Source organism: Collinsella vaginalis, assembly GCF_900176655.1.
GTDB lineage: Bacteria > Actinomycetota > Coriobacteriia > Coriobacteriales > Coriobacteriaceae > Collinsella > Collinsella vaginalis.
Map to the genome: position 1 here is coordinate 685175 of NZ_LT838843.1, position 13104 is coordinate 698278.

The window sequence follows — 13104 nt, forward strand, 5'->3', positions numbered from 1 at the left end:
CGCCCACCAGTACTCTCCTACTGCTTTTTCGCCTCGACTGCGGCCCCGCACTTCTTGAGCACGGCCTCGGGCGCTTTGATGCAGGTGTTGATGTCGACGCGGATGACCGGTTTGCCGTCGAAACGATCCATCTCCTCGATCTTCTGGTCAGAGGCGATCAGCACGAAATCCGACGCCTGCGCCTCTTCACGGGTGATCTTGTTGATGAAACCAGTAGCGCTCATCTGCTCGATCTTCACATCCCAGCCCAGCTTCTCGCCGGCCTTCATGAGGGCCTTTGCCGCCATGGGCGTATGGGCGAGCCCCAGCGGGCAGGCCGCGGTTCCAACCACCTTCATTACTGCTCACGCTCCTTCTCGATGCGCTCGGCCACGAGCGACACCAGCTGCTCCGCGGTCTCTGCATGTGAGACCGCATATTTGAACTCCTCCTCCAGCAGGCTCGAAGCCAGCGCCGAAAGCATTGAAAGGTGTGTGTTGCCCGGATCGGCCGCCGAGGCGATCAGAGCGAACACATCGGTGACGGGGCGACCGTCCATGGTCTCCCACGTTACGGGCGCGACCGTGCGAACGTAATACAAAGCAGCCCGCGTGGCTGCGTCGGACTTCGTGTGGGGAATGGCGAACCCGTCCATCAAGCCGGTGCTCGCCTCGCGCTCTCGCTCTTGGAATCCACGCATCAACGCATCAGCGGAATCCGTGATACCGGATTTCTCCGCAGCCTGGGCTACTGCACGGAAGACTTCATCGCATGCCTCGGCCTCGACATCGAGCAAGATGTGATCGGCCTCAAAAAGCTCGTCCATTGCTTCCTCCTTTAAGCACAATCCCATCATGCTCGGTCACATTCATGCCTTCAACCTCGTGCTTTTCCATTTGGCAATGGAAAAGGAGCCGGACATCCCATCGCCCCTTCCAGATGTTTTTGGAAAAATGACAAGCTCGTAGAGCTTTCGCCCAGGTATGGCGATGTGATATTCAAACGTATAGCGTTGTGCAGAGAACTGCTAAGGGGGTGTGCGTCGTGTTCGCTTACAGGCGTCTGGATCGTGCCTTGGATATCATCCGATCATCCGAGTACACCCCTGCCGATCAGCTCGCACGGCAGCTCGGCGTCACCGCCCGCACCGTACGCAGCGACGTCGCAAAGATCAATGAGGTGTTGGAGCGGCATGGGGCCCGCATCGCTATGAAACGCGAAGCCGGATACCACCTCACCGTTGGGGATGGCACCGCATTCGATGCGTTCCAGGCTGAGTCCCAGCATCTCCATCGAACCTCACCCGATCTCTCAAGCGCTGGTGAGCGTATGCGCGTCTTGCTACGCACATTACTTGACGCAGCTGACTACATCTCATACGAGGCACTCGCTGAGAAGATCTATGTCGGCGAGAACACGCTTCAGAACTACATTCGGCAGGCAAAGGAGCTTTTGGCCGACTACGATCTTGCTCTCATGGTGAAAGCTGGCACCGGCGTGAAGGTCATGGGGCGTGAGGCGAACAAACGGCGTTGCTTCATGGACAACATCATCGTGCGCAACATGCAATCCTACGTAACGGGCTTCACCAAAGATGAGCGGAGGCTGTTCGATCGGATTGACCTCGACCGACTAGAGGAGATCGTCCGCTCGCACCTGAAGCGGGCCCGGGTTGGCTCAAGCGACTATGAGAGCAAGAACCTCATCATGCACACAGCGCTCATGGTCAGCCGAATTCAGGCCGGTTGTGAGATCGAAAGCAACGAGCACGTCCTCATCTCACCCCGTATCGAATCATTTATCGATGAGACCTGTTCGGACCTTGAGGCGGCCTTCGGCATTCGCATCGGCAGGGCGGAGCGAAACGATTATTACCTCCATCTTCTGATCAACACGAATCTCGAGGACAGCGAGGCGGATGAGCACCATTTCGAGGCCGATGTAGAGGCAATGCTCGAGTATGTGCACCATGATTATGGCTTCGACCTGCGAGATGATGCGACGTTAAAGAAGAGCCTCCTCGATCACCTCGCTTCCACCTTCCAAGCCAAGAGCCTCAAGATGGCGAAGCGCAATCCCCTCCTCGCCACCATCCGGACGAATTTCCCCCTTGCGTTTGAAATAGCGCTGTCCGGCACGCTCAAGGTGTTTGACACAGAGCCCTACACCTTGACCGAAGACGAGGTGGGATATGTCGCATTGCATATCGGTGCGGCCATCGAGCGCAAAACGCCTGCGACGCAGGAGCGGTGGAGCGTCCTTCTGGTCTGCGGATCGGGAAATTCCATCGCGCGCATGTTGGAGAGCCGTATCGAGACGTATTTCGGTGACAAACTCAAGATCCTTGGGACCGTCTCCTTCCACGAGTTCTCTGATCTAGAGGCCAGCGCATTCGACGGGATCGCCTTCGTGGTGACAACGGTTCCCATCCCGAACTGCCCCATCCCCTATGTTCTCGTCGACTTCAGTTTGGGCGTACGCGACACCGAGGCCATCTCAAGACTGCTCAACACCGTGGAATCCGCTCGCTTCAATAGAGTGGGCATGCTGTTCGACCGCGAGCTCTTTGTGCGTTTTGACGCGCCAGCCACTAAAAATGAGGTACTGCGCGCTTTATGCACGCGGTTGGAGGAATCTAAGGTCGTCGGCACGGGCTTCCTCGATGCGGTTCTTGAGCGCGAATCCATTTCAGACACCAGCATGGCGCCCGCATTCGCCATCCCCCACTCCATCAACACCATGGGCCTGAAGACGAAAGTGGCGGTAGCGGTCACGAGTGAACCCCTCGCATGGAGCCCCAGCGCATCCGAGGTGCGCATCGTATTCCTCATGGCCATCAGAACCGCCGACCGGGCAAATATCGAGCACCTTTACGACCTGCTCATCGATATCACCAACAGCCGCTCAATGCAGCAAGCGATCATCGCCGCCACAACCTTCAATACCTTCATGAGTGCACTGAACGATAGGGGCCGCCGCTGAGCGTGGCTTCCACTTGAAGTGCACCGCCGCCGCTCCCGCAAGGAGGCGGCACACCTCGATGTGGGCAGAACTGGCCGCTAACATGAAGCCCCGAGCGCCCCGGTCCGTTTAAAGGGCCAGGAGACGCTCGGGGCTCGCTCGAGTGATCTGGAACCAGAAATCTAGTTCTCGATGTAATCCTTCAGCTTGCTTGAACGGCTCGGATGGCGGAGCTTCGCCAGGGTCTTGGACTCGATCTGGCGGATGCGCTCGCGCGTGACACCGAACTCGCGGCCAACCTCCTCAAGGGTGCGGGGATGCCCGTCCGCGAGGCCGAAGCGCAGCTCGATCACCTTGCGCTCGCGGTCAGCGAGGCCATCCAGCACCTGGGTCAGCTGCTCTTGAAGCATCGAGAAGCTCGCGGCCTCAGGCGGGACCACAGCCTGGGCGTCTTCGATGAAGTCTCCGAGCTGGGAGTCCTCCTCCTCGCCGATGGGCGTCTCGAGGCTGACGGGTTCCTGGCTGATCTTCTGGATCTCGCGCACGCGCTCGGCGCTCATATCCATCTCGGCGCCGATCTCCTCGGGCGTCGGATCGCGACCGAGATCCTGCAGCAGCTGGCGCTGAACGCGCATGAGCTTGTTGATGGTCTCGACCATATGCACCGGGATGCGGATCGTACGCGCCTGGTCGGCAATCGCGCGGGTGATGGCCTGGCGGATCCACCAGGTGGCATACGTGGAGAACTTGAAGCCCTTCTCGTAATCGAACTTCTCGACTGCGCGGATGAGACCCAGGTTCCCCTCCTGGATGAGGTCGAGGAAAAGCATCCCGCGGCCCACATAGCGCTTGGCGATCGACACCACGAGACGCAGGTTCGCGCTGATGAGCGCCTGCTTGGCATCGAGGCCCACCTGCTCAACGCGCATGAGGCGGCGCATCTCGGAGCGGGTGAGCTCCAGCTCGCCGGCATCGGCGGCCTCGAGCTTGTCAGCGGCCTCGAGACCGGCCTCGATCTTCATAGCGAGGTCGACCTCGTCGGCGGCCGTAAGCAGATCGACCTTGCCGATCTCCTTCAGGTACATGCGGACCGGGTCCCCCGTCAGCATGACCGTCGAGGCGTCGATGCCCCGGGTGCGGGCACGCGACCGCGTGGTGCGGGGACGGGCTTTGCGCTTGGGACGCTCGGAGGACATCTCGGCATCGGCCATCTTGGCCACCTTGATGTCATGGTCCTCGCTCGACTCGCCCTCCTCGAGGTCGAGGTCATCGTCATCGCGCGACGAGCTCTCTTCCTCCGCGTCCTCGGAATCGAGCACCGGCTCATCATCCTCGCTGGCGGAGACGATCTCGATGCCGTTCTTGCGGAGCGCCTGGTACACGTTGGTGAGCTGCTCATCGGTCACCTCGACGTCGCGCAGGGCAACTTGGATGTCGTCCTCGGTGACGGTGCCCTCGGCTGAACCGCTCGCCATGAGCTTGGCCACGTAGGATTCGAGATCAGCAGCCGTGTTTCCGGACTCTTTCGGCACAGAAACTCCCTCCATAGACAGAAAGATTACTTAGCTTAACCTATATGCCTGTACCCTGCAAGGCGTCCGTTTATGCCCGCGGACCGGCGATGTGGAGCACCCCTCACACCTGCTCTCCGAGGGTCCGGAACGGGTCTGCGACCCCTTCGAGGGCCCGCTCGAGCTCGCGGCTCCTCGCGGCGTCCTGGGTGGCCTGGATGGTCATGGCGCGGCGCTCCCCATCTGCGAGCGAGCGGTCGCTGCGCAGGCGGCCCTGGATGGAACGCAGACGACGGCGGATGGTGTAGAGCTCGAGGGTGTCGAGCAGGAAGGCGATGTTCGTCTCCGTGGGATGGGCGCTCGTGGATGCGATCGTGCCAGCGGAGACGAGCTCGGCCGCCTCAGGGCAGACGGCGCGCGCCGCCTCCATCACCCCCGTGCCGTCCGTGCCCTCGGGCGTCGCGAGGACGGCCCAGGCGATCGACTCGTTGCGGGCGTCCACCCAGTCGAGGTCGGTGATGCGCTCGGCGAAGGGCCGAAATGNTGAGGCGCAGGGCCTCATCGAGCGCCTTCGCGCGTCCGCCGGGCGTGGAGACGTCACTGCGCTCGCCGAGCTTCCGGAAGACGAAGTCCATCAGCGGCTCTGCCTCGGCGATGAGCGCGGCGAGGGCCTCACCGCCCTGAGCGTGGATGAAATCGTTGGGATCGAGGTCGTCGGGGAGGATGACGCAGCGCAGATCGACATCCCCCTGCTCGACGAATTGAATCGCCCGCTCGGCTGCCTTCTGGCCCGCCGCGTCGCCGTCGAAGAGGTAGACGATCCGCTTCGCGAACCGCGTGAGGGTCTTCACGTGGTGCTCCGTGAGCGCGGTGCCGAGCGTGGCCACGACGTTGCCGATCCCCGCCTCCCAGCAGGCGATGGCATCGGTGTACCCCTCGACGACGATGGCCTCGTCCTTGGCGACAATATGCTCCTTGGCCCAGTTGAACCCGTAGAGGTTGCGCTTCTTGTGGAAGACGGAGGTCTCCGCGGTGTTGAGGTACTTAGGCTGGCCATCCCCCAGGATGCGGCCGCCAAAGGCGATGCACTGGCCCTGCTCGTCGAAGATCGGGAAGATCACGCGCTCGTAGAAGCGGTCCGCCACGCCGCCGCGGCGGGAGACCGCGACGTTGGCATCGATCATCTCACGCTGGGAGATGCCGTGCTGGGAGAGGTGGGCCACGAGACTTCCGCGGCCCGGCGCATACCCCAACCGGTAGCGGCGGCAGATATCGGCGGTGAGGCCGCGTTCGGCGCAGTAGGCGCGACCGGCCCCGTCGCGCCCGCGCATGAGCATGGTGTGGAAGAAGGAGCAGCTCTCCTCGCATGCGGCAATGATGCGGCCCCGCTTGGTGCCCGAGGGCGCCGCACCGCCGGTCTCGTGCAGCTCGATGCCGGCGCGGTCCGCCAGGTAGCGGATGCTGTCGGGGAAGGTGAGGTTCTCGCGCCGCATGACGTAGCTGAAGACGTCACCGCCCTCGCCGCAACCGAAGCAGTGCCAGACCTGGGTGGCGGGGATGATGTGGAAGCTCGGGGTCTTCTCGCCGTGGAAGGGGCAGCAGCCCCAGAACTCGTGCCCACGGGGCTTGAGCTCGACCGTCTCCTGCACGAGCGCGACCAGATCGGTGGCCGCGCGCACCCGCTCGCGATCCTCATCGGTGATCATGCCGCACCTCCTCGCCCGTCAACCTGCTGTCTGGACATTCTATACCGCTGCGCGGACACATGCTCCGCGCCATGTCCGCCTGCTGCGGCCCCCCATGCGTCGTCACAGGTGAACCGGGGTGTCCCCGAACCGAGAGCGCACCCGCTCGATATCGGCTTTGACGGCGTCGATCAGGGCGGCGCGCGAGTCGAAGCTGACCGGGGGCCGCAGGTGCTCGGCGAAGGAGACCGCGACATCGCGCCCGTAGAGGTCGCCGGAGAACCCGAGGAGCGTAGCCTCGAGCGAGGACGAGCTCGGATCCGCGGCGAACATCGGCGGCAGGCCCACGTTCACGGCCGCCGGCCACGCCTCGCCCCGGCCCGTCAGCACCCAGGCCGCGTAGACCCCGTCAGGCGGCATCTGCATGACGCCGCGCCGGGCGACGTTCGCCGTGGGGAACCCCATACCCGTCCCCTCGCCGCGGCCGCGCACGACGCAGCCGCGGACGAAGTAGTTGCGGCCGAGCATCGCCGCGGCCGCAGCGAGCTCGCCCGTGCCGATGAGGGAGCGGATCCTCGTCGCGGTGATGGGAGTTCCCCCCTCCCCCACAAGATCATGACCGTTGACCTCGATGCCGCGCGCGGAGCCCCAGGCGCGGATCACGCCCACCGTCGAGGCGCCCCGGGCGCCCAGGCGGAAATCCGCCCCCACGTGCACCGCGCGCACATCGAGGGCAGGCGCGAGCACATCGTCGAAGAACGCCTCGTGCCCGAGGGAGGCGAGATCGCGGGTGAAGGGCACCACGACGACCGCGTCGACCCCCGAGAGGGCGAGGGCCCGCAGACGGTCCGTGACGGTCAGCAGCCTGGGCGCTGGGGCACCGCCCACGACAGTGTCGGGATCAGGATCGAAGGTGACGGCCACGGCGGCGAGGCCGCGGGCGCGCGCATCGGCGACCATCTGGTCGATCAAGTAGCGATGCCCCAGGTGGAAGCCGTCGAAGGCGCCGATCGCGATGACCGCGGGCCAGGGGCCGGAAGCCTGTGCGCCGCGGGCCAGGGTCCGTATGGGCGCAGGTCGACCGCCGATGATGAAATCGCGGCGGAGCGCAGCCCGGACGTCACCACCCAGTTGAGCATCAATCATAGGAGCACCCCTTCGATCGCCTGGGGAAACACAAGGTCGGGGGCGAGACGGGCCCCATCTGGATGGGCGAGCGCAACCAACCTGCCTCCATGTGTGAGCGCGACGCGGGCAGCCGCACGGGAGGGCGCGGCGATCGCGCGGCCGCACATGAGGTCCGCAAGCGCCTCCTCACCCACCTCGAGGGCGGTGAGCCCGAGTGCGGCGACGGGGTCCAACGCCCGATCGCGCACCGTGTCCGCGTCAATCTCATCGAGGGCGAGGCACGACGAGAGCGCGATGCCTCCCGAGGCGGTGCGCCTGAGCGCGGCCACATGGGCGGCCGATCCGGCCGCGCGCCCGATGTCTCGAGCGAGCGAGCGGATGTAGGTCCCCTTGCTCACCGTGAAGGCGACGGTCCACACAGGATCGCCCCCGTCGCTGTCGATGCCCACAAGCTCCGATTCGAAGACCTCGATGGGGCGGGCGGCGAGCTCGACCTCCTCCCCCGCCCGGGCACGGCGGTAGGAGCGCACCCCATTGACCGAGATGGCCGAGAAGGCGGGCGGCACCTGGGTGCCCGTACCGATGAAACCGGCGAGGACCCGTTTGGCGGCTTCTGGTTCGCTGAGGGCCCGATCAGCCGGAGCCCTGCGCGTGAGCTCACCTTCGGCGTCGTCCGTCGAGGTCTCGAACCCAAAGCGGATGCGCGCGAGGTAGCGCTTCGTATCGAGGGTGAGGAGGCCGAGAAGGCGTGTGGCCTGTCCGATCCCGATCACCATGACACCGGTCGCGAGCGGGTCGAGGGTGCCGGCGTGACCGACCCGTCGCTCGCCCACCGCGCGGCGGACGCGCGCAACGACGTCATGGGAGGTCATGCCCTGGGGCTTGTCGACACCGATCAGGGCGTTCACCCGTGCGGGAGAACCGCGGCGCGCCATGGATCAGCCCCTCCGCGCGCCCTGGGGACCATCGGTGGCCTCGACCAGGGCGACGAGCTTGGGGAGTATGATCGCGAGCGCCTCATCGACGCTGCCGCTGAAGGTGAACCCAGCCGCGGCCGCATGACCACCGCCGTTGAGCGCGGCCGCGACCGGCGAGATGTCGATATCCCCCTTGCTGCGGAGGTTCCCACGGATCTCTCCCGGGGCGATCTCCTTCAGGAAGAGGCAGACCTCGGTGCCCTGCACGGAACGCACCACGTCAACGAGGCCGTCGCACTCATCGCTGGAGACGCGGCAGATCTCGAGATCGGACGCGTAGGTGTAGCTGTAGGCCACGCGCCCGCCCGCCACGGTGCGGATCCGCCCCATGACGATGGACTCGAGCTGCAGGTACTCGATGCGCTGACTCTGGTATACCTCGAGCGAGATGCGGGCGGGCTCGGCGCCTGCGTCCACCAGGCGCGAGGCGCAGGCGAACGCGGCCGGATCGGCGTTCTGGTACTGGAAGCGGCCGGTGTCCGTGACGATGCCGGTGAGGAGGCAGGTTGCCACCTCGGGGGTCATGGGCACGCATGCCGCCGCGAGGAGCTCCTCGATCAGGCAGGCTGTGGCCGCCGCCGAGGTCTCCCGGACCACCTCGTCGGCAAACTCGTCGCGAGCCGGATGATGGTCGATCGTGATGACGGCACCCGCGCGGTCTGCCACGGCGGCCGCCGCGTTCAGACGCTCCCGCGTGGGAACGTCCACGGAGATGAAGAGATCGGGCGCCGTGTCGTACCGTGCAGCGGGGACCATCTCCGTGGACCCCGCGAGGAACCGGTAGATACGGGGCACGGGCGCCTCGTCGGCGAGCAGGAAGCTCACCTGCTTCTCAGGGAACCGGGCGCGAAGCGAGAGGCCGAGGCCGAGGCAGGAGCCGAGGGCATCGCCATCGGGGTTGGTGTGCCCCGAGATGGCGATGGTCTGCGCCCCCTCGATGAGTTTGATGGCCCGCCCCCACTGCTCGGGGGCGGTCACGCGGGCCCGGGGTGAGCTAGCGCCCATCAGCCGCATCGCCCTCCTCGGTGTCCTGGACGCCCCCGTCAGCGCCGTCGCCGTCGGCGGCCGGCAGGGGGNGGGCCTTGAGCGCGCGCTGCTCGGCGAGGTCGCGGGCGTCGCGGTCGTCCTCGAAGACGCGGAACTCGTCACCGGCGCCGGGCACAGCGGAGAGGCCCAGGATCTCGACGGGGTCGGAGGGCTTTGCCTCGGTCACCTGCTCGCCGCGCGGGTTCAGCATGGCGCGCACGTGGCCCCAGCTCTGGCCCGCCACGACGGCGTCGCCCACATGGAGCGTTCCGCGGCCGACGATGAGGGTCGCGACCGGGCCGCGGCCGCGATCGAGCTTGCCCTCGAGGATGTAGCCGGACGCGAAGGTGTCGGGGTTGGCCTTGAGCTCGAGCACGTCGGCCTGGAGCAGGATGGTCTCCAGCAGGTCGTCGATGCCCTGGCCCTGCTTGGCCGAGACGTTGACGAACATGTTCTGGCCGCCCCACTCCTCGGGGATGACGCCGTACTCGGTGAGCTCCTGGCGCACGCGGTCGGGGTTGGCCTCGGGTTTGTCGCACTTGTTGACCGCGACCACGATGGGCACGCCGGCGGCCTTCGAGTGGTTGATGGCCTCAACGGTCTGCGGCATGACGCCGTCGTCGGCCGCCACCACGAGGACCACGACGTCGGTGACCTTGGCGCCGCGGGCGCGCATGGCGGTGAACGCCTCATGGCCCGGGGTATCGACGAAGGTGATCACGCGGTCGTTGATCGTGACCTGGGACGCGCCGATATGCTGCGTGATGCCGCCCGCCTCGGTGCGGGTGACGCCCGTGTGGCGGATCGCGTCGAGCAGCGATGTCTTACCGTGGTCGACGTGGCCCATGACGGTCACCACAGGCGGGCGCGGCTTCAGGTCCGCCGGGTCGTCGTAGAAGCTGAAGGAGTTCTCCTCCTCCGGCGTGATGATGCGGATCTGACGGCCCATGTCGTCGGCCACGAGCTCAACCAGGTCGTTCGACATGGACTGCGTCATGGTCAGCGGGGTGCCGAGCAGGAAGAGCCGCTTGATGATGTCGTTCGCGTTGACCTCGAGCGCCTCGGCGAGCTCCTGGACCGTCACGCCCTCGGAGACGCGGACGGCGTCGAGCTCCTCGGGGTTGATGCCCTGGGCGATGGCCTCCTCGAGCTTCCGCTCCTGCTGGGCCTGGGCGGCCTCGCGCTCGCGCTTCTCCTTGCGCTTCTTGCGGCGGCCGGTGCTCTCGCGCCCCGCCTCCTCGACGGCGGCGCGGGCCTCCTCGAGGACCTTCTCGCGGCTGTACTCCTCGGCCTCGCGGGCCATGCGGGCGTAGTGGTCCTCGCCCTCGGCGGNGTCGACCCCCGAGAGGGCGAGGGCCCGCAGACGGTCCGTGACGGTCAGCAGCCTGGGCGCTGGGGCACCGCCCACGACAGTGTCGGGATCAGGATCGAAGGTGACGGCCACGGCGGCGAGGCCGCGGGCGCGCGCATCGGCGACCATCTGGTCGATCAAGTAGCGATGCCCCAGGTGGAAGCCGTCGAAGGCGCCGATCGCGATGACCGCGGGCCAGGGGCCGGAAGCCTGTGCGCCGCGGGCCAGGGTCCGTATGGGCGCAGGTCGACCGCCGATGATGAAATCGCGGCGGAGCGCAGCCCGGACGTCACCACCCAGTTGAGCATCAATCATAGGAGCACCCCTTCGATCGCCTGGGGAAACACAAGGTCGGGGGCGAGACGGGCCCCATCTGGATGGGCGAGCGCAACCAACCTGCCTCCATGTGTGAGCGCGACGCGGGCAGCCGCACGGGAGGGCGCGGCGATCGCGCGGCCGCACATGAGGTCCGCAAGCGCCTCCTCACCCACCTCGAGGGCGGTGAGCCCGAGTGCGGCGACGGGGTCCAACGCCCGATCGCGCACCGTGTCCGCGTCAATCTCATCGAGGGNCGGCAGGGGGTAGCCCTCCTCATCCTTCTCGACGTCGATGGTCGCGGGGCGCTGCTCGAGGGCCCGACCGATCCGCTCCGCCTCATCGGTGGAGGTGTCGATGCGGAAATCAAGCTCCGGCGTCACACGCCAATCGAGGGCGCTGGCAAGCAGGCTCCGGATGCGTCCGCGCGCGGACGCAAGGACCTCCTTGACCTCGTCATAGCGCTCCGGGTCGCAGCTCACGAAGACGCGCGCGTAGCTCCGGTCGACGGTGACCTCGACCCCGGTGAGCGTGATGAGGTCGAGGCGCGGGTCGGCGATCTCGAACAGCAGGATGTAGCCGAGCTTCTCCTGGAGCTGCTGCCCCAGACGGCGCGTGGCGTTCGTCTGCTTCATGTCGATCCCCTCCTCTACTCGGTGCGGGCGACCTCGACGATCTTATATGCCTCGAGCACATCGCCCACCTTGATGTCTTGGTACTTGTCTATACCCAAACCGCACTCGTAGCCCGCGCGGACCGACTTGACGTCGTCCTTGAAGCGACGCATCGAGGCGAAGACGCCATCGAATATGACCACGCCGTCGCGCACCACGCGAACCCGGTCGTCGCGCGAGATCTCGCCCTCGGTGACCATGCAGCCGGCGACGACGCCGACCTTGGGCACGCGGAAGGTCTCGCGGACCTCGGCGGAACCGGTGGTGACCTCTTCCTCGGTGGGCTTGAGCATGCCGATGCGGGCAGCATCGATGTCCTCGATCGCCTTGTAGATGATCGAGTAGGTCTTGATCTGCACCTTCTCCTTCTCAGCGAGGTCGCGGGCCTTGCCCTGCGGGCGCACGCCGAAGCCGACGATGATCGCGTTCGAGGCGGCTGCCAGGGTGACGTCCGTCTCGGAGATGGCGCCCACCGCGGAGTGGATGATGTTGATGCGGACCTCGGACTGGTCCATCTTGCCCAGCGCGTCCGCGAGCGCCTCGATGGAGCCCTGGACGTCGGCCTTGACCACGAGGTTGAGCTCCTTGAGCTCGTTTTGGCTCATCTCATCGAAGAGGGTCTCGAGGGTCACGTGCTTGACCTTGTTCTGCTCCTCGATGCGGGCCTTGAGCGCGCGCTGCTCGGCGAGGTCGCGGGCGTCGCGGTCGTCCTCGAAGACGCGGAACTCGTCACCGGCGCCGGGCACAGCGGAGAGGCCCAGGATCTCGACGGGGTCGGAGGGCTTTGCCTCGGTCACCTGCTCGCCGCGCGGGTTCAGCATGGCGCGCACGTGGCCCCAGCTCTGGCCCGCCACGACGGCGTCGCCCACATGGAGCGGTCCGCGGCCGACGATGAGGGTCGCGACCGGGCCGCGGCCGCGATCGAGCTTGCCCTCGAGGATGTAGCCGGACGCGAAGGTGTCGGGGTTGGCCTTGAGCTCGAGCACGTCGGCCTGGAGCAGGATGGTCTCCAGCAGGTCGTCGATGCCCTGGCCCTGCTTGGCCGAGACGTTGACGAACATGTTCTGGCCGCCCCACTCCTCGGGGATGACGCCGTACTCGGTGAGCTCCTGGCGCACGCGGTCGGGGTTGGCCTCGGGTTTGTCGCACTTGTTGACCGCGACCACGATGGGCACGCCGGCGGCCTTCGAGTGGTTGATGGCCTCAACGGTCTGCGGCATGACGCCGTCGTCGGCCGCCACCACGAGGACCACGACGTCGGTGACCTTGGCGCCGCGGGCGCGCATGGCGGTGAACGCCTCATGGCCCGGGGTATCGACGAAGGTGATCACGCGGTCGTTGATCGTGACCTGGGACGCGCCGATATGCTGCGTGATGCCGCCCGCCTCGGTGCGGGTGACGCCCGTGTGGCGGATCGCGTCGAGCAGCGATGTCTTACCGTGGTCGACGTGGCCCATGACGGTCACCACAGGCGGGCGCGGCTTCAGGTCCGCCGGG

10 protein-coding genes and 2 pseudogenes are annotated in these 13104 nt (G+C 66.2%); 1 reads left to right on the top strand and 11 read right to left on the bottom strand.

Annotated elements, in window-relative coordinates; translation table 11 throughout:
* Window positions 1-17: 17 nt before the first annotated feature.
* Window positions 18-338, bottom strand: a complete 321-nt coding sequence (locus CAP13_RS04880; RefSeq protein ID WP_085830469.1) for a PTS fructose transporter subunit IIB — start codon at window positions 336-338, stop codon at window positions 18-20.
* Window positions 338-805, bottom strand: coding sequence for a PTS sugar transporter subunit IIA (locus tag CAP13_RS04885; protein ID WP_179184939.1), 468 nt, complete (start codon window positions 803-805; stop codon window positions 338-340). The genes CAP13_RS04880 and CAP13_RS04885 overlap by 1 nt, the downstream gene beginning before the upstream one ends.
* Window positions 806-1023: 218 nt before the next feature.
* Between CAP13_RS04885 and CAP13_RS04890 the strand changes: the two genes are divergently transcribed.
* A complete protein-coding gene (locus CAP13_RS04890) occupies window positions 1024-2961 on the top strand; it encodes a PRD domain-containing protein (protein ID WP_143764892.1) in 1938 nt (645 codons plus the stop codon).
* A 161-nt stretch (window positions 2962-3122) separates the two neighbouring features.
* Here CAP13_RS04890 and rpoD read toward each other — a convergent pair whose 3' ends face one another.
* From rpoD to infB (CAP13_RS04930), 9 genes and pseudogenes are all read right to left on the bottom strand, one after another.
* Window positions 3123-4415 (bottom strand): RNA polymerase sigma factor RpoD, encoded by a 1293-nt coding sequence (gene rpoD / locus CAP13_RS04895; RefSeq protein WP_425429834.1) that lies wholly within the window; start codon window positions 4413-4415, stop codon window positions 3123-3125.
* Window positions 4416-4575: 160 nt separating this feature from the next.
* Complete coding sequence (locus tag CAP13_RS10240; RefSeq protein WP_245798910.1) at window positions 4576-4881, bottom strand: hypothetical protein; 306 nt, start codon at window positions 4879-4881, stop codon at window positions 4576-4578.
* A complete protein-coding gene (gene dnaG / locus CAP13_RS04900) occupies window positions 4853-6157 on the bottom strand; it encodes a DNA primase (RefSeq protein ID WP_245798911.1) in 1305 nt (434 codons plus the stop codon). Before dnaG ends, CAP13_RS10240 begins: the two co-directional genes overlap by 29 nt.
* Before the next feature lie 102 nt (window positions 6158-6259).
* On the bottom strand, window positions 6260-7282 hold the full coding sequence (ribF, locus tag CAP13_RS04905; RefSeq protein ID WP_085830473.1) for a riboflavin biosynthesis protein RibF: 1023 nt from the start codon (window positions 7280-7282) through the stop codon (window positions 6260-6262).
* On the bottom strand, window positions 7279-8199 hold the full coding sequence (gene truB / locus CAP13_RS04910; protein ID WP_085830474.1) for a tRNA pseudouridine(55) synthase TruB: 921 nt from the start codon (window positions 8197-8199) through the stop codon (window positions 7279-7281). The genes ribF and truB overlap by 4 nt, the downstream gene beginning before the upstream one ends.
* A gap of 3 nt (window positions 8200-8202) precedes the next feature.
* Entirely contained in the window at window positions 8203-9246 is a 1044-nt protein-coding gene (locus tag CAP13_RS04915) for a DHH family phosphoesterase (protein ID WP_085830760.1), read from the bottom strand.
* Between the two features lie 73 nt (window positions 9247-9319).
* Window positions 9320-10933, bottom strand: a pseudogene (infB, locus tag CAP13_RS04920) (translation initiation factor IF-2); the annotation flags it as partial.
* 233 nt (window positions 10934-11166) lie between these two features.
* Window positions 11167-11568 (bottom strand): annotated as a pseudogene (rbfA, locus tag CAP13_RS04925) (30S ribosome-binding factor RbfA); the annotation flags it as partial.
* Between the two features lie 14 nt (window positions 11569-11582).
* Window positions 11583-13104: translation initiation factor IF-2 (gene infB / locus CAP13_RS04930; RefSeq protein WP_085830475.1), on the bottom strand; the 1522-nt coding region annotated here is incomplete at its 5' end.